We start from the raw sequence: 15,341 nt of genomic DNA on the forward strand, positions 1-15,341 counted from the left end.
GAACAGGACGCGTACGACCGGCACGACCAGCACGAGCGGTACAAAGCACAGGGGCACGGCGATGGGGGCAGCGGTGGCGGACGACGGTTTCGACTTCAGGCCCGGGGCACAGATCCCTCTCCAGGGGGGCGGCGGACAGACCGCGGCGACCAACGCGCTCGCCTCCGCCGCGTACCGCGACGGCAAGCCCGACGAGATACTCAAGGCCAACAACGACCTCTACGAGACCAAGGTCAAGCCGCCGAAGATCTCCCTCTTCGAACCCAACCTCGGCGAGGCGTTCTGCCGCGCCGTGGAGGCCCGCACCCTCGGCCCGGGCCGCAAGCCGCTCATCCAGTCCTTCGGCGCCGACCCGCAGACCGTCGTCGAGCACTGCCTCGCCGCCAGCCGCCTGCGCAAGGAGCGCGACCGCAAGCTCCGGCTGATCATGCTCGTCTGCGGGCTGGTCTTCCTGCCGGGCCTCCTGCTGTGGCTGGGCCTCTTCCAGCTCCGCAGGACCCTCGGCAAGGGCGGCGGGAAGAGCTCGTGGATCGGTACCGTGATCCTGGTCGGCATCGGGCTCGTGGTGGCCGTACTGATGTTCCGGCTGCCGTTCAGCGGCTTCCTCGGCCTCTACCTGCGCGCCATGATCATCGCCCCCGTGCTCGGCTGGTTCCTGGCCCGCCGCCTCTGCGAGGCCACCGCCGAGGACATGCGCGCCCGCTGGGACGGCCTGCTCGGCGGCGGCGGGGTCGCCGCCAAGATCCCCGAGGCGGTCCCCGGCAACCCCGACGAGAAGGCCCGCGAGGACCTGCGCCGCCAGCTGGCCAAGCTCACCGCCGAGGACCGCAGCAACTCCGTCTTCTACGCCGGCCCCAAGGGCATCCTCGGCATGGGCACCCGATGGGGCAGCTGGCAGATGGCCGAGGAGCTCGTCCCGAGGACCGAGGGCGCCGAGATCCACCCGTTCCGCAGCTGGGACGTCATACGCGCGGTCGACACCGAGCTGCGCAAGCTGGAACGCGGCCCCCTGCACACCGGCGGCTTCCCCACCGCCTCGCTCCAGCACTGGATCGTCACACCGATCGGCGAGGGCGCCACCGAGGTCGCCCGCCCCACCGGCGAGGACGTGGACACCTTCCTCGTCAAACCGCACGAGATCACCCGGATCTGCAACGAGCAGCAGTTCAGCGCCGGCAACCGGCACTACCTGGGCATCCAGTGGCCGCTCTGGGACGGCCAGCTCGTCATCACCATGCTGGTCACCGTCACCGTGCTCTACAAGACCCTCCGCGTGGACGTCACCGCCCACGCCCTCGGTCCGGTGCACGGCCTGTTCACCACCAAGTCGGCGCCCAAGACCGTCGAGGTCCCCAAGTCCGTCCGCTTCTGGGAGACCGTGGAGCGCAAGCTGCCGCTGGTCGACGCCGACGAGGTGGTGCGCCTCGCCGTCCGCGCCCCCCTCAGCTGGTACCCGCCGGTCCTGGACTACCTCGGCGGCAAGCTGGTCCTGCCCGAGCCGTTCGGACTGCGCCACGTGTGGGCGGGCTCCATGTGGCGCCACCGCTTCATGGCGGACGACGCCCTGCGCACCGTGGCCCCGGTCCTGCGGGCGGTGCACACGGCGGCCTTCAGGGTGCTGGAGGAGAACGGCGTGGACACGTCGGCCTTCACCAACCGCTCCTCCATCATGAACGGCCTGATCCAGGAGCCCGCCCCGCGCAAGGCGGACGTCTACGACGCGTAGCTAGTCGTTCGGCCAGGCGTCGGCGAGCATCTGGCGGGTGTCCGCGAGGAGTTGCGGGAGCACCTTGGTGTGGCCGACGACCGGCATGAAGTTCGTGTCCCCGCCCCAGCGGGGCACGATGTGCTGGTGCAGGTGCGCGGCGATACCGGCGCCGGCGGCCGCCCCCTGGTTCATGCCGATGTTGAACCCGTGCGCCCCCGACGCCTTGCGCAGCGCGACCATGGCCCGCTTGGTCAGCTCCGCCAGCTCGGCCGTCTCCGGGCCGTCGAGGTCGGTGTAGTCGGCGACGTGCCGGTAGGGGACGACCATCAGGTGGCCGCCGTTGTACGGGTAGAGGTTCAGCACGGCGTAGACGTGCCGGCCCCGGGCCACGATCAGGCCGTCCTCGTCGGACATCTCCGGAATCCCGCAGAAGGGACAGCCGTCCCCGGCCTCCGGGCCGGTCGGCTTGTTCTCCCCCTGGATGTAGGCCATCCGGTGGGGCGTCCACAGACGCTGGAACGCGTCCTGCGTGCCCACACCGATCTGCTGCTCCGGCTCAATCGTCATAGGACGCAGCATATGACCTCGTCTCCGGGAACGAGGAAGGCCCCCGGAAAGTGATCGCTTTCCGGGGGCCGGGGCCTGGGGCCGGGGTGCTCCTCGCGAACGTCAGACCTGGACGCGGTCGGCGACGACCTTGGCCAGCTTGGCGAGCGCCTCGTCCTTCGGGATGCCGTTCTCCTGCGAACCGTCGCGGTAGCGGAAGGAGACGGTACCCGCGGCCATGTCCTCGTCACCGACGATGATCATGAACGGGACCTTGAGCTTCTGGTGGTTGCGGATCTTCTTCTGCATCCGGTCGGAGGAGGCGTCCACCTCCACCCGCAGGCCCTGCTTCTTCGCCGTGGCGGCGAACTCCTGGAGGTACTCCACGTGCGCGTCGCCGATCGGGATGCCGACCGCCTGGACCGGGGCCAGCCACGGCGGCATGGCGCCCGCGTAGTGCTCCAGCAGCACCGCGAAGAACCGCTCGATCGAGCCGAACAGGGCGCGGTGGATCATGACCGGGCGCTGGCGGGAGCCGTCCGGCGCGGTGTACTCCAGGTTGAACCGCTCCGGCAGGTTGAAGTCCAGCTGGACGGTCGACATCTGCCAGGTGCGGCCGATGGCGTCGCGCGCCTGCACGGAGATCTTCGGGCCGTAGAAGGCCGCGCCGCCCGGGTCGGGGGTCAGCGGGAGGCCCTGCTTCTCGGCGACCTGCTGGAGGACCGCGGTGGCCTCCTCCCAGACCTCGTCCGAGCCGACGAACTTCTCCGGGTCCTTGGTGGACAGCTCCAGGTAGAAGTCGGTCAGACCGTAGTCGCGCAGCAGGTTCAGCACGAAGGTGAGGGTGCGGTCGAGCTCCTCGGCCATCTGCTCACGGGTGCAGTAGATGTGCGCGTCGTCCTGGGTGAAGCCGCGGGCCCGGGTCAGGCCGTGGACCACGCCGGACTTCTCGTACCGGTACACGGTGCCGAACTCGAACAGGCGCAGCGGGAGCTCACGGTAGGAGCGGCCGCGCGCGTCGAAGATCAGGTTGTGCATCGGGCAGTTCATGGGCTTGAGGTAGTAGTCGGTACCACCGTCGAGCTGCATGGGGGGGTACATGCCCTCCGCGTACCAGTCCAGGTGGCCGCTCTTCTCGAAGAGGGCGCCCTTGGTGGCGTGCGGGGAGTAGACGAACTCGTAGCCCTCCTCCTCGTGCCGGCGGCGCGAGTAGTCCTCCATGGTCCGGCGGATGATGCCGCCGCGCGGGTGGAAGACGGCGAGGCCGGAGCCGATCTCGTCCGGGATGGAGAAGAGGTCGAGCTCGTTGCCGAGCTTGCGGTGGTCGCGCTTCTCGGCCTCGGCGAGGAAGTCGAGGTGCGCCTTGAGCTCCTCCTTCGAGGGCCACGCGGTGCCGTAGATGCGCTGGAGCATCGGGTTCTTCTCGCTGCCGCGCCAGTAGGCGGCCGCGTTGCGCATCAGCTTGAACGCCGGGATGTTGCGGGTGGTGGGCAGGTGGGGACCGCGGCAGAGGTCCTTCCAGCACAGCTCGCCGGTCTTGGCGTCCAGGTTGTCGTAGATGGTCAGCTCGCCGCCGCCCACCTCGACGTCCGCGCCGTCGTCGGAGGACGCGGATCCCTTGATGCCGATGAGCTCCAGCTTGTAGGGCTCGTCGGCGAGCTCCTCGCGGGCCGCCTCGTCGGAGACCACGCGGCGGGCGAACCGCTGCCCGCGCTTCTGGATCTCCTGCATCTTCTTCTCGACGGCCTTGAGGTCTTCGGGGGTGAAGGGGCGGGCCACGTCGAAGTCGTAGTAGAAGCCGTCGCGGACCGGCGGGCCGATGCCCAGCTTGGCCTCGGGGAAGAGCTCCTGCACGGCCTGCGCCATGACGTGCGCGGTGGAGTGGCGCAGGATGTTCAGGCCGTCCTCGGAGGAGATCTCCACCGGCTCGACGGTCTCGCCGTCACGGACCTCGTAGGAGAGGTCCTTCAGCTCGCCCGCGACGCGCGCGGCGATGACGGTGCGCTCGGCGGCGAACAGCTCGGCCGCCGTGGTGCCCGTGGTCACCACGCGCTCGTCCCGCTCGGAATCGCGTTGGATGATCACACGGACCTCTGACACCGGTTTCTCCTGAACTCTGGGGACCCTTCCCGGCGGCAGCCGGGCGGGGAGGGCGCCGGCGGTTGCGGCGCGTGTGAATCGTACCGAGCGGAGCGGCCACGCCGCTAAACGGTTGTGCCCGGCCCGCGGCGGCGCCGTCCGGGGCGCGGGTAGCGTGGCCGGGTCCGCTGCGCCGCGCCCCCGAAGGGATCCCCGCTCCATGCCGAGCCCCCGTGTCCGCCCGCTGGACCTGGCCGACGAGGCGACCGCCGTCGCCGTGCACCGGATCGGGCGGGCCGCGTACGCCGTGGAGGCGGAGCTGATCGGCTTCGACGGGATCCCGGCGCTGGGCGAGAGCCTGGAGGACCTGCGGGGACGGGCGCTGGAGTGGCTCGGGGCGGTCGGGCCGGAGGGGGAGATCGCCGGGTTCCTGGCCTGGGAGCGGCCCGGGCCCGGGGGTCCCGTCACCCTCGACCGGCTGTGCGTGGACCCCGCCTGGTTCCGCCGGGGCGTCGCCTCCCTGCTGCTGCGGCACGCGCTGGAGGACCTCTTCCCCGGCCGCCCGGTGGAGGTCACCACGGGCGCCGCCAACACCCCGGCGGTCACCCTCTACACCCGCCTGGGCTTCACCCGGGGCGCCGACTTCTCCCCGGCCCCGGGGCTGCGCATGGCCTCCTTCACACGGGGCGGGTGAGCCGCCGCTCCCTTACGAAGCCCCCTCGGGGCTCAGGGGTCCGACGGCCGTGGAACCCGTCGGGTGGCCGGGAGGCCGCGCCCCAGTCGTCCGACCGACGGGGCAGGGGCGCCCCCGGGGCCGGGACGGCCGCGGCTCAGTCGTCCGACGGCAGGACGTCGTCCGGGTCGAAGGCGGCGTCCAGGGACTTCATCAGACGGTCCCGCTCCACCTCGTCCAGCGGTACGGGCACCACGTCCGAGGCGTCCGTCAGCCGGCGGAACCCGCCGCGCCGTGAGAGGCGGCCGCTGATGCGGACCGGGAGCCCGGCCAGGTGGGCCTGGACCGCCGTCCGGTACGCCTCCTCCCCCAGCGCCGCGCGCACGGACGGCACCTCCGCCCCGGCCAGCACCCGCAGCCGCACCGTCCCCCCGCCGCCCGACGCCGCCCGGCGCATCCGCACCACGGCCCCGACCAGCCGTACGGCGACGGCCGGCTCGGCCCGGGTGTAGCGGGCGGAGGCATCCCGCAGCACGGGCAGGTCACCGGGCGAGAACTCCACCGGCTCGGGCCGGGCCGCGCACCCGGCGGGGACCCCGGCCGCCGGGGCCCAGGCCAGCGCGACCCGCGCCCCTTCCGAACCCTGGACGAGGGCGATCAACGCGTCGGCGAGCTCCCGGCTGACCCCGGCCGCGACGGCGGCGTCGAACGCCTCCATGCGTCCGGTGGCCCGCCGGTAGTCCACCGCCTCCCGGGCCGCGTGCAGGGCGTGGTGGAGCCGCGTGACCAGCCCCCGCCCCCCGTCCACCGGTACGTACGCGGCGAGCCGGCGTCCGTCCGGGCCGGGCCCGACCAGGACCTCGTCCAGGGCCCGCTCGGCCTGGGCGCGGTGCCGTGCCCCGTGGTAGCCGACGCGGGCGCGCTCGGCGAGGGCGCCGGCCAGCAGCAGCCGGCGGGCCGCCGAGCGCAGCCGCTCCTGCGCCGTCCAGGCCGCCTCTCCCCCGAACCCGTACGGCGCCCCGGGGATCTCCCGTTCCCAGCGGACCTCGTCGCTGGGCACGCTCAGCCCGAACAGCACCTCTCGCGCCGATGCCAGGCCGCTGCGCGAGAGCGCGGTCAGTGCCTCCTCCAGCAGGTCGGCGCAGTCGGGGAAGGTCCGGGTCTCGGGGACGAGCAGGCTGGTCCCGCCGGGCCCGGGCGGGGTCCAGCGCCCGTAGCGGCCCGCCGCCCCGCCGCGCCGCAGCCAGCCGTGCCGGCGCAGCAGGGCGCCGAGCACCTGCGGGTCCACGTGTGCGGGGTCGGGGGCGCCGGGCCCGGCCGGGTCGCCGGCCTGCGCGGGGAGCAGGGGCGGCCGCGGGTGCGCTGCGTGACGGTCCATCAGGGTGTCCCTCCCGACCCGACCCGGGTCATGATCTCGCACAGCGCCCGGTCGTCGAAGATCCGCGCGGTCGGGATCCGTACGGTGGTCCGGCGCCGGCCGGTCACCGGGTGCCCGGCGAGGTTGGTCCAGTAGCAGCAGTGCCGCAGGTCGAGCCGCTCGTGCCCGGCGCTCAGCCACTGCTCCCGCTCCCGCGGTACGAGCATCACCACGAGGATCTTGTGCACGGCGACCGGGGTGCGGGCCAGCTTCACCAGGTGCTCGTTGTCGAGGGTGAAGCCGAAGGTGGGCCCGGCCGGGCGCGGCGGCACCTGGTAGGTCGCCTTCAGCTGCACCTTGATGGTGACCTCGTCGTCGATCAGGTGCTCGGGCGCGCCGTGGCTGACGTGCCAGTCGATGCCGTTGTCCGGGAACGGCTGGGACAGCGAACAGCCGGCGGCGGCCGCGACGGCGTGCAGGTAGCCCACCTGGAGGGTCTCCATGCAGGCGGTGGTGGCGAGTGTGCCGCGCAGCGGACCGGTCCTCGCTCCGGTGTCCGCGTCGAGCACCCCGCCCGGTTCGGGCTGCGCGAGCGCCATGGCCGGCCCCCCATGCCTTCCGGGCTCTGCCGTGCGGGTGGTGTGGGCGGTACGGAGTGACGGCCGGTCACGTGTACGACCCCCCAGGGAAGTTGTCTCCGCACCCGGCGCCGCGCAAACGGCGTACGGGGCAAACAGCCCGGGTATCACGCAATCGGCGGGGGCGGCAGGTTCCGGGGCGGTGGCGCCCGGTGCGCCCCATCTGCCGACCGGGGACGAGGAGTTCGCCATGACACGCTGGTACGAGGGGCCGCTGGCCGCCTTCGACACGGAGACCACCGGGGTGGACGTCGAGCAGGACCGGATCGTGTCCGCCGCGCTCGTCGTGCAGGAGTGCGCGGGCGGCCGGGTGCGCACCACGCGCTGGCTGGTCAATCCCGGTATCCCGGTGCCCCGGGGTGCCACGGACGTGCACGGCCTGACCGACGAGCACCTCCAGCGGCACGGCCGCTGGCCGGCGCCGGTGGTGGAGGAGATAGCCCGCGCGCTGAACGAGCAGCAGGTGGCGGGCCGGCCGGTGGTGGTGATGAACGCGCCGTTCGATCTGACGCTGCTGGACCGGGAGTTGCGCCGGCACCGGGCATCGTCGCTGGCGCGGTACCTGGACGACCGGCCGCTGACGGTGCTCGACCCGCGGGTGCTGGACAAGCATCTGGACCGCTACCGCAAGGGCCGCCGGACGCTGAGCGACCTGTGCGCGCACTACGGAATAGAGCTGGAGGGGGCGCACGACGCCTCGGCGGACGCGATGGCCTCGCTGGAGCTGGTACGGGCGGTGGGGCGCCGGTTCGCGTCCCGGCTGGAGCGGCTGACCCCGGCGGAGCTGCACCAGCTCCAGGCGGTGTGGCACGCGGCGCAGGCGCGCGGGCTCCAGGCGTGGTTCGCGCGGCAGGGCACCCCGGAGGAGGTGGATCCGCACTGGCCGCTGCGCCCGGAGGTCCCGGCGGCGGCGTGAGCGGGCCGCGCGCAGGGCTGTGGAATGCGGAAGGCCGGTCCATCGTCAGACGGACCGGCCTGTCCCGGTGGGCGATACTGGGATCGAACCAGTGACCCCTTCGGTGTGAACGAAGTGCTCTCCCGCTGAGCTAATCGCCCGGGAACGCACTGAACAATACAAGAGCCTCGGGGTCTGTTCAAACCGCTTCCGGCGGAGCGGTCAGCCGGGCCGCCAGACCCCGGCGCCCGGCCCGCATCATCAGGGCGTGGTTGAGCCGCAGGACGGGCCGGCCGGCGAGCGCGAGCCGCCGCAGCAGCGGGGCCCGCACCTCCACCTCCTGCTCGTAGACGGCCCGGGTACGGCCGGCCGCAGGGCCGCCGCGGGGGCGTACGGTCCAGCGCGCCCAGCCGTCGAGGTCGCCGCCCAGCGCCACTTCTAGGACGCCCCGGACGGGGTCGCGGAGCAGGCCGGTGAGGGTGAGGTGGAGCTCGTACGGGAGGGCGGAGCGGATCACCGCGGTGCCCGAGCGTCCGCCCGCCGGCGCGAACCGGCGGACCTGGGGCCACCAGCCGGGGTAGCGGCCGGGGTCCTCCAGCAGGGAGTAGACGAGGGCGGGCGGGGCGTCGAGGTCCCACACGCTGCGGAAGCGGTAGTGCGTCCAGCGTGGCATACCCCCAGTCTGGCCCCGGCGGGCCGGCGCCGGGGGCGGTTTGCGCGAACGGTACTCAGGGTGGTCTGAGTACGTACACCCATGTCCTGACGGGGTGACGGGCGCCACACTCCGGCTATGGACACCCCTCTGCCGCCGGCCCGGGAGCTGGCGCTCATCGACGCCGATCTGGCGCAACTGGACGCCCGGCGCGCGTATCTGACGGCCCGCCGGGACTGGCTGCTGCGGCTGGCGTGGCCCTCGGTCGCGGCCCCTGCGGCGGCCCCCGCCGCTCCTTCCGCTGCCGGCGGCGGGCGGCCCGGTGCGCAGGGCGTGCTGCTGGTGCTGGGCGCGGTGCTCCTGGCGGTGGCCGCGCTCGCCTTCACCCTGCTCAGCTGGGGCTCCCTGGGCATCGGGGGCCGCTCGGCGGTCCTGGCCGTGGTCACGGCGGCCGCGCTCGCGGTGCCGGCTGCGCTGCTGCGGCGGGGCCTGCGCTCGACGGCCGAGGCGGTCGCGGCGGTGGCCCTGGCCCTGACGGTCCTGGACGCGTACGCGGTCCGCGCGGTGGGCCTGGCCGGCGGCGACGGCCTGACGTACGCGGCGTGGGCGTCGGCGGCGCTGGCGGGGCTGTGGGCCGCATACGGGACGCTGCTGCGCGGGCTCCGGGCGGCACCCCTTGCGGCGCTGGTCGCCGCGCAACTACCGCTCCCCCTGGCGGCGTCCGCGTCGGGAACGGACCTGACGGGCACGGGCTGGGCCCTCCTGGCGACGGCCGCCCTGGACGCGGGGCTGGCGGTGGCGACGACCCGGGGGCCGGTACCGGCGCCGGCCGGGGCGGGCGCCAGGACGCTGGGCGGTGCGGCGACGACGGGCGGCTCGAAGGCGGGGCCGCCGGACGGTGCCGCGCCGGCGCCGGGCGCGGGGCGGACGGCAGCCGGGGCGGCCGCCGGTGGACTGGGCGGTGCGGTGGCGGCCGGGGCGAAGGCGGGGCTGGCGGACGGTGCCGCGCCGGCGCCGGGCGTGGGGCGGACGGCAGCCGGGGCGGCCGCCGGTGGACTGGGCGGTGCGGTGGCGGCCGGCTCGAAGGCGGGGCCGCCGGACGGTGCCGCGCCGGCGCCGGGCGCGGGGCAGACGGCGGCCGGGGCGGGCGCGGGTGGACTGGGCGGTGTGGTGGCGGTGCTGCGGGCCGTGCGGGTGGCGGCGTGGGCGGGTGCCGGGGTGCTGGGCGGTGCGGCGCTGGCGGCGGGGCTCGCGGCGTCCCTGGCGGAGCCCGGGGCGTCCGGGCCGGCGCTGCTGCTGGCGGCGGGGGCCCTGCTGGGCGTGGCGGTGGCCTGGCGTGAGCCCCGGGCTTCGGCGGCCGCGGTGGCGGGGGGCCTGGCGGCGGTGTCGGCGGTGGGCGGGCTGGCTCCGTCCGGGCCGGGCTCCGTGTGGTGGCCGGTGGCGGTGCGGGTGGCGGCGGGGCTGGCGCTGGTGGCGGCGGTACGGGTGCTCCCGCTCCCGGAGCCGGTCCGGCGCGGCCTGGCCCGGGCCGGGGCGGCGGTGTCCGCCCTGGGCGCCCTGGCGGGACTGCCGGCGGTGCTGGGCCTGCTGGTGGGGCGGCTGGCGGTGCTGGGCGAGGTCTGGGCCCCGACCACCCCGGACCTCCCGGCCCCGGGCCCTGGACTGGCGGCGGCCCTCCTCCTGGCGGCCGCCACCTTCGGCCTCCTCACGGGCCCCACCGCCTCCGCCGCTTCCTCCGGGGAGGCACACACGAACGCATCGCCCGGCAGCCGGCCCCGGCCGGGCGATGCCGCCGGGACGGCAAGCGCGACCCGGGCCGGGTTCCGCCCCGGCTCCGAGCGGGGCGCCACTGGGCCGGCGGGTGAGACACCCCGGACGGATGCCACCGGCCCGGACGGATCCCGCGCGGGTACCGCCGCGGGCACGTGGGGCGCCCCCAGCCGGCCGGGCCAGGCCCCCCGGGCGGCGACGGCAGACCCGGACGGATCCCGCCTGCGGCCTCGGTCGGGTGCGCGGGGCTTGCCGGGCGGCCCGGGCGGAGCCCGTACCGCAGCCGGGTATGCCTGGGGTGTCCCCGGGCTGCTGGCACGGTCCGTGGCCGTGGTGTGCGCGTGGGGCGGGATGTTCGCGGTGGCGGCCGGGGCCGGGGCGGCCGTGGAGCTCGGGGTGCAGTCGGCGGTGACGCTGGCGGCCGGCGCGGTGGCTCTGCGGGCCCGGGAGGCGTCCGTCGCGCGGGCGGCCGCTGGGTGTGCGGCGGCCGGGGGCTTGGCGGTGACGTCGGCGGCGCTGGACGGCCGTGTCGCCACCTTCGCGGTGTTCGCGGTGCTGGGCGCCGGGGCCGCGCTGGGAGCGGCGTACGGGGGCGCCCGGGCGGCCCTGCGGGGCGCCTGTGCGGTCGCCGCCGTCGGGTACGCGACCGGGACGGTGCTGGCGCTGGGTGCGCTGGCCGGCGCGGCGGTGCCCTGGACCGGTGTGGCGCTGCTGGTGGTCCCCGCGGCGGCGGTGGCCCTGGGACCGCGCCTGGGCGCGGTCCGGGTCCCGGCGGAGGTGGCGGCGGCGGCCGCGGGCGCGCTCGCGGTGGCCCTGGCGGCCTGGGACCCGCCGGTGTCGGCCTTGGTGCTGGCGCTGGGCGGCGTGGTGTGCGCGGCGGGGGCCGTCCGGGCGGACCGGCGGGGCCTGGGCTGGGCGGCCCTCGCGCTGGGCGTGGCGGCGGCCTGGGTGCGGCTGGGGGCCTCGGGCGTGGCGGTGCCTGAGGCGTACACGCTGGCGGTGACGGTGCCGGCCCTGGCGGTGGGCCTGGTGCGCCGCCGCCGCGACCCGGGGGCCTCGTCCTGGACGGCGTACGGGCCCGGGCTGGCGGCGACCCTGCTCCCGAGCCTGGTGGCCGTCTGGGGTGACCCGTACTGGCCGCGCCCGCTGCTGCTGGGCCTGGGGGCGCTCGCGGTGACCCTGACGGGGGCGCACCGCAGGCTCCGCGCCCCGCTGCTGCTGGGCGGGGTGACGCTGGCCGTGGTGGCGGTGCACGAGCTGGCCCCGTACGTGGTGCAGGTGGCGGGACTGCTGCCGCGCTGGCTGCCCCCGGCGCTGGCGGGCCTGCTCCTGCTCGCGGTGGGGGCGACGTACGAACGCCGCCTCCGCGACGCCCGCCGCCTCCGCGAAGCCTTCGGCCGACTCCGCTGAGCCCCCCACCACGGCCGAGGCCGTCCCCGGCGGCGGCGACACCAGCACGACCTGGAGCAGGCGGCCCCTGCGGCCCGGCACCGGGGTGAGGGCCCGTAAGCGCGGCACCAGGCGCCCCACCCCGTTCCACCGGACACGCCGAAGGGCCCGTACAGGGCAGTCGATCCACCGGGCACCCCCGCAGGGGCCCGGGTACGGCAAACGCCCCGGAGACTCTTGCGAATCTCCGGGGCCTTTGCTCCGGGTGGGCGATACTGGGATCGAACCAGTGACCCCTTCGGTGTGAACGAAGTGCTCTCCCGCTGAGCTAATCGCCCGGGCACACCGCAAACATTACCGCATGTCAGCGGTGCTCCGAGACCACCCCGGGACGATCACTGGCCCTTGAGGTGCCACGGCAGGGTGAGGCCGTACTTCCACAGGTAGAAGCCGACCAGCGCGCCCGCGATGACCAGACCCACGGTGGTGAGGATGATGTTGCGGCGGCGGACCTTGGGGTCGAGGGCCTTCTGCGCGGCCTCGGTGACCTTGCGCTTGGTCCACCGCAGGACGAGGTGGGCCCAGGCGAACTCGGTGGCCCAGATCGCCAGGCCGGCGAAGATCGCGACCCAGCCCGGCCCGGGCAGCACGAGCATGGCGATGCCGGCGCCGATGACGAGCAGGCCGACGACGAAGACGCCGACCTGCCAGCTGAGGTGCAGGCTGCGGTTGGCTTTGATGAAGGCGGGCGCCTTCGAGACGTGCGGCGTGTCGTCGGCGGCTTCGCCGGGCGTAGCGGATTCGTTGGTTCCGCGGTCACTCCCCGTATTCATGGGACCGAATCTACCCGAGCCGGGAGCACACGTGAATGGTGGTTTGGATCCGCCGTCCGAGGGACCCAGAGGTCCGCAAAACGGTCAGAGGGGTTTACAACGCCACCGTAGGTGGCATGTCGATTTCGCCGACGTGCGAATCCCCGAGCGCACACTGAGCGAAAGGCCCTGGCGCTTATGAACACCACGGTCAGCTGCGAGCTGCACCTGCGCCTCGTTGTGTCGAGCGAGTCCTCACTGCCTGTCCCGGCGGGCCTGCGGTATGACACGGCCGATCCCTACGCCGTGCACGCCACCTTCCACACCGGCGCCGAGGAGACGGTCGAATGGGTGTTCGCCCGCGACCTCCTCGCCGAGGGCCTCCACCGGCCTACCGGCACCGGCGACGTCCGCGTCTGGCCGTCCCGGAGCCACGGTCAGGGGGTCGTCTGCATCGCCCTGAGCTCACCGGAGGGAGAAGCGCTGCTGGAAGCGCCCGCCCGAGCCCTGGAGTCGTTCCTGAAGCGTACGGACGCCGCGGTCCCGCCCGGGACCGAGCACCGGCACTTCGACCTCGACAAGGAGCTCTCCCACATCCTGGCCGAAAGCTGAGCCAGGCCGCCGGCCGTACGGCACCGTCCGACTCGGGGCGACGGTGCCGCACGGACAACCCCATACGGCAGTACCGGCGCTGTCCCCGCGGGAGCCATCCGCGGGGGCGGCGCCGGTGTGCTGTCCGGGCGCCCTGTTGACGCCAACCGCTAGAGTCGGCCCCCAGCGGCGGCAGCGGCCCGTCGCCGCCAGGCCGGCCTCCAGGGAGCGAGACCCCGTGCAGATCCCCCACGACACCCGTCGCGCGCTCGACGTCGTCGTCGCGCTGGTCAACACCGCGGCCGAACCGGGCCAGCCCGACGCACTGCCGGACGTCGCCGCCCTGCGCGGCTTCGTCAAGGAGCACGCGATCAGCGACGTCGGCGAGCTCAGCGCCCGCGACCTCGCCGGGGTCCGCACGGTGCGGGGCACGTTCGCGCAGGTCTTCGCGGCGCCGAACTCCCGTGCGGCGGCCGCACTGATCAACGAGCTGGTGGCCACCGCCGGCACCACCCCCCAGCTGACCGACCACGACGGCTACGACTGGCACGTCCACTACTTCGCCCCGGGCGCCTCGGTGGGCGACCACCTGGCGGCCGACGGCGGCATGGCGCTGGCCTTCATCGTGGTCTCCGGCGAGCAGGAGCGGCTGCGCCGCTGCGAGGCGCCGGACTGCCGACGGGCCTTCGTGGACCTCTCCCGCAACCGCTCGCGCCGCTACTGCGACAGCCGGACCTGCGGGAACCGGCTGCACGTGGCCGCGTACCGGGCGCGCCGCAAGGGGGCCGACAGCCAGGTCCCGGAGCAGGTCTCAGAGCAGGTACAGGTCGTGCACGGCGGCCAGCAGGAGCAGTAGCCCGATCACCGCCAGGAAGATCATCAGCGGCGGCTGGGACAGGGCGAAGAGACAGCCGCGCGCCTCGGGGGGCCCGAGCGGCGCGGGAGCCTGGGCGGCGGGGGCCGGGGGAACGCGGTCCTGGGCGACGGGGGCCTCGGCAACGGGGACGGGAGCCTGGGGCTCACCCTGCGATGTGTCGAGCATGTCAGGCGATGATCGCGCAGCGGATCCCCCGGATCCCCCCTACACGCCCTGTTTCACGCGGTAGTCCGCCGATTCTCCTCAGTTCGGGTGGTTTCCCGGGGCTTCTCCCCCGCGACGGGCACCCCGTGCGCTAGAGACCCCGCTCCCGCGCCGCCCTCTAGATGCCGTGCTTCTTCAGAATGGCCTCGATATCGGAGAAGTCCTCCGCCGGGGCGCTCCGCGTGGTCGGGGACGGGCCGGTGGCGCCGCCTCCCAGGGCGGGCGCGGAGGCGGCGGGGGCCATGGCCTCCCCGGACTTCCCTGCCCGTCCCGCGCTCCGCCGCTCGACGGCCCGGGTGGCCATGAGCAGCGCCCACGCCAGGGCCAGCAGCCCGAGGCCGGCCCACACCTGCGGCTTGAAGACGATCCCGGAGAGCCAGCCCACCACCCCGGTCAGCACCAGCCCCACCGGCACCAGTGCGTACGCGGCGATCCGCGCGGCCTTCAGGAACAGTTTGCGGTACGCGGTCACGGCGGCGATGCCCAGGCCCGCCGCGGACACCGCGGAACAGATGGTCTCGGCGAGCATGCGGTCCTCCGGCGGTCTGCGAGGGGCGGCCTGTCCCTTCCATCCTGCACCGCCCCCCGCCCCCGCGGCCATGCCCGCGCCAGGGCCCGGGCGGCCCCGGGGAGGTCTGGGAGACTGTCCGTATGACCGATTCCGTGATCCTCGACGTCTGGTGCGAACTCCAGTGCCCGGACTGCCACAGCGCGCTGGACGACGTGCGCGCCCTGCGGGGCCGCTACGGCGACCGGCTGGACATCCGGCTGCGCCACTTCCCGCTGGAGAAGCACAAGCACGCCTTCGCCGCCGCGCAGGCCGCCGAGGAGGCCGTCGAGCAGGGGCAGGGCTGGCCGTACGCGGAGGCGGTCCTGGCCAGGACCGCCGAGCTCGGCGAGCGCGGGGAAGCCGTGCTGCTGGAGGTGGCACGTGAACTGGGCCTGGATGCCGAGGAGTTCGACACCGCGCTGATCGACGGGCGGCACATCCTGATCGTCGACGCCGACCAGGCCGAGGGCAAGGCCATCGGCGTGACCGGCACCCCGACCTATGTGATCGACGGCCAGCGCCTCGACGGCGGCAAGAGCCAGGAGGGACTGCGCGCCCGCATCGAGGAGATCGCCGACCGGCTGCTCGCCGACGGCTGAC

15 protein-coding genes and 2 tRNA genes are annotated in these 15,341 nt (G+C 74.7%); 7 read left to right on the top strand and 10 right to left on the bottom strand.

Annotated elements, in window-relative coordinates:
* The first annotated feature begins 73 nt into the window (after positions 1–73).
* A complete protein-coding gene (locus ABZ716_RS17075) occupies positions 74–1,726 on the top strand; it encodes a hypothetical protein (RefSeq protein ID WP_358812371.1) in 1,653 nt (550 codons plus the stop codon).
* Here the strand turns inward: ABZ716_RS17075 and ABZ716_RS17080 are convergent, their stop codons facing one another.
* Complete coding sequence (locus ABZ716_RS17080; protein ID WP_351885573.1) at positions 1,727–2,287, bottom strand: HIT domain-containing protein; 561 nt, start codon at positions 2,285–2,287, stop codon at positions 1,727–1,729.
* A 90-nt stretch (positions 2,288–2,377) separates the two neighbouring features.
* Positions 2,378–4,354 carry a threonine--tRNA ligase gene (thrS, locus tag ABZ716_RS17085; protein WP_358812372.1) on the bottom strand — a complete coding sequence of 659 codons (1,977 nt, stop codon included), beginning with the start codon at positions 4,352–4,354 and terminating at the stop codon, positions 2,378–2,380.
* Positions 4,355–4,553: 199 nt separating this feature from the next.
* On the opposite strand from thrS, the gene ABZ716_RS17090 reads away from it, so the two are divergent.
* Complete coding sequence (locus ABZ716_RS17090; protein ID WP_358812373.1) at positions 4,554–5,027, top strand: GNAT family N-acetyltransferase; 474 nt, start codon at positions 4,554–4,556, stop codon at positions 5,025–5,027.
* A 136-nt stretch (positions 5,028–5,163) separates the two neighbouring features.
* On the opposite strand, the gene ABZ716_RS17095 is transcribed toward ABZ716_RS17090, so the two are convergent.
* Together ABZ716_RS17095 and ABZ716_RS17100 are read right to left on the bottom strand one after the other, a co-directional pair.
* Complete coding sequence (locus ABZ716_RS17095; protein WP_358959737.1) at positions 5,164–6,384, bottom strand: hypothetical protein; 1,221 nt, start codon at positions 6,382–6,384, stop codon at positions 5,164–5,166.
* Positions 6,384–6,962, bottom strand: coding sequence for a DUF4365 domain-containing protein (locus ABZ716_RS17100; RefSeq protein ID WP_358812375.1), 579 nt, complete (start codon positions 6,960–6,962; stop codon positions 6,384–6,386). Before ABZ716_RS17100 ends, ABZ716_RS17095 begins: the two co-directional genes overlap by 1 nt.
* Positions 6,963–7,191: 229 nt before the next feature.
* Here ABZ716_RS17100 and ABZ716_RS17105 point away from each other — a divergent pair, with 229 nt between their 5' ends.
* The gene (locus ABZ716_RS17105) at positions 7,192–7,917 is read left to right on the top strand and encodes a 3'-5' exonuclease (protein ID WP_351885588.1); all 726 of its coding nucleotides are present in this window, start codon (positions 7,192–7,194) and stop codon (positions 7,915–7,917) included.
* A 68-nt stretch (positions 7,918–7,985) separates the two neighbouring features.
* Here the strand turns inward: ABZ716_RS17105 and ABZ716_RS17110 are convergent.
* Positions 7,986–8,057: transfer RNA gene (locus ABZ716_RS17110), tRNA-Val, on the bottom strand.
* Positions 8,058–8,095: 38 nt separating this feature from the next.
* Complete coding sequence (locus ABZ716_RS17115) at positions 8,096–8,569, bottom strand: SRPBCC family protein (protein WP_358959739.1); 474 nt, start codon at positions 8,567–8,569, stop codon at positions 8,096–8,098.
* Positions 8,570–8,686: 117 nt separating this feature from the next.
* On the opposite strand from ABZ716_RS17115, the gene ABZ716_RS17120 reads away from it, so the two are divergent.
* The gene (locus ABZ716_RS17120; RefSeq protein ID WP_358959741.1) at positions 8,687–11,728 is read left to right on the top strand and encodes a hypothetical protein; all 3,042 of its coding nucleotides are present in this window, start codon (positions 8,687–8,689) and stop codon (positions 11,726–11,728) included.
* 245 nt (positions 11,729–11,973) lie between these two features.
* Here the strand turns inward: ABZ716_RS17120 and ABZ716_RS17125 are convergent.
* Together ABZ716_RS17125 and ABZ716_RS17130 are read right to left on the bottom strand one after the other, a co-directional pair.
* Positions 11,974–12,045, bottom strand: a tRNA-Val gene (locus ABZ716_RS17125).
* Positions 12,046–12,102: 57 nt separating this feature from the next.
* Complete coding sequence (locus ABZ716_RS17130; protein ID WP_358812378.1) at positions 12,103–12,540, bottom strand: TIGR02611 family protein; 438 nt, start codon at positions 12,538–12,540, stop codon at positions 12,103–12,105.
* A gap of 177 nt (positions 12,541–12,717) precedes the next feature.
* On the opposite strand from ABZ716_RS17130, the gene ABZ716_RS17135 reads away from it, so the two are divergent.
* On the top strand, positions 12,718–13,131 hold the full coding sequence (locus ABZ716_RS17135) for an SsgA family sporulation/cell division regulator (protein WP_030011909.1): 414 nt from the start codon (positions 12,718–12,720) through the stop codon (positions 13,129–13,131).
* A gap of 217 nt (positions 13,132–13,348) precedes the next feature.
* Positions 13,349–13,966: a CGNR zinc finger domain-containing protein gene (locus ABZ716_RS17140; protein ID WP_351885600.1), complete on the top strand. Its 618-nt coding sequence runs from the start codon at positions 13,349–13,351 to the stop codon at positions 13,964–13,966.
* Here ABZ716_RS17140 and ABZ716_RS17145 read toward each other — a convergent pair.
* Positions 13,922–14,152 (bottom strand): hypothetical protein, encoded by a 231-nt coding sequence (locus ABZ716_RS17145; protein WP_358812379.1) that lies wholly within the window; start codon positions 14,150–14,152, stop codon positions 13,922–13,924. The genes ABZ716_RS17140 and ABZ716_RS17145 overlap by 45 nt on opposite strands.
* Before the next feature lie 157 nt (positions 14,153–14,309).
* Positions 14,310–14,720, bottom strand: coding sequence for a hypothetical protein (locus tag ABZ716_RS17150; RefSeq protein ID WP_358959744.1), 411 nt, complete (start codon positions 14,718–14,720; stop codon positions 14,310–14,312).
* 122 nt (positions 14,721–14,842) lie between these two features.
* Here ABZ716_RS17150 and ABZ716_RS17155 point away from each other — a divergent pair, with 122 nt between their 5' ends.
* A complete protein-coding gene (locus ABZ716_RS17155) occupies positions 14,843–15,340 on the top strand; it encodes a DsbA family protein (protein ID WP_358959746.1) in 498 nt (165 codons plus the stop codon).
* Position 15,341 lies beyond the last annotated feature (1 nt).

The organism is Streptomyces sp. NPDC006687 (assembly GCF_040636215.1).
In the GTDB taxonomy this organism is placed as follows: Bacteria; Actinomycetota; Actinomycetes; order Streptomycetales; family Streptomycetaceae; genus Streptomyces.

Excerpts from the sequence above, each read along its gene's own strand:
- ABZ716_RS17080 (WP_351885573.1), bottom strand. The coding sequence starts at position 2,287 with ATGCTGCGTCCTATGACGATTGAGCCGGAGCAGCAGATCGGTGTGGGC.
- ABZ716_RS17090 (WP_358812373.1), top strand. The coding sequence starts at position 4,554 with ATGCCGAGCCCCCGTGTCCGCCCGCTGGACCTGGCCGACGAGGCGACC.
- ABZ716_RS17095 (WP_358959737.1), bottom strand. The coding sequence starts at position 6,384 with ATGGACCGTCACGCAGCGCACCCGCGGCCGCCCCTGCTCCCCGCGCAG.
- ABZ716_RS17100 (WP_358812375.1), bottom strand. The coding sequence starts at position 6,962 with ATGGCGCTCGCGCAGCCCGAACCGGGCGGGGTGCTCGACGCGGACACC.
- ABZ716_RS17105 (WP_351885588.1), top strand. The coding sequence starts at position 7,192 with ATGACACGCTGGTACGAGGGGCCGCTGGCCGCCTTCGACACGGAGACC.
- ABZ716_RS17115 (WP_358959739.1), bottom strand. The coding sequence starts at position 8,569 with ATGCCACGCTGGACGCACTACCGCTTCCGCAGCGTGTGGGACCTCGAC.
- ABZ716_RS17120 (WP_358959741.1), top strand. The coding sequence starts at position 8,687 with ATGGACACCCCTCTGCCGCCGGCCCGGGAGCTGGCGCTCATCGACGCC.
- ABZ716_RS17130 (WP_358812378.1), bottom strand. The coding sequence starts at position 12,540 with ATGAATACGGGGAGTGACCGCGGAACCAACGAATCCGCTACGCCCGGC.
- ABZ716_RS17135 (WP_030011909.1), top strand. The coding sequence starts at position 12,718 with ATGAACACCACGGTCAGCTGCGAGCTGCACCTGCGCCTCGTTGTGTCG.
- ABZ716_RS17145 (WP_358812379.1), bottom strand. The coding sequence starts at position 14,152 with ATGCTCGACACATCGCAGGGTGAGCCCCAGGCTCCCGTCCCCGTTGCC.
- ABZ716_RS17150 (WP_358959744.1), bottom strand. The coding sequence starts at position 14,720 with ATGCTCGCCGAGACCATCTGTTCCGCGGTGTCCGCGGCGGGCCTGGGC.
- ABZ716_RS17155 (WP_358959746.1), top strand. The coding sequence starts at position 14,843 with ATGACCGATTCCGTGATCCTCGACGTCTGGTGCGAACTCCAGTGCCCG.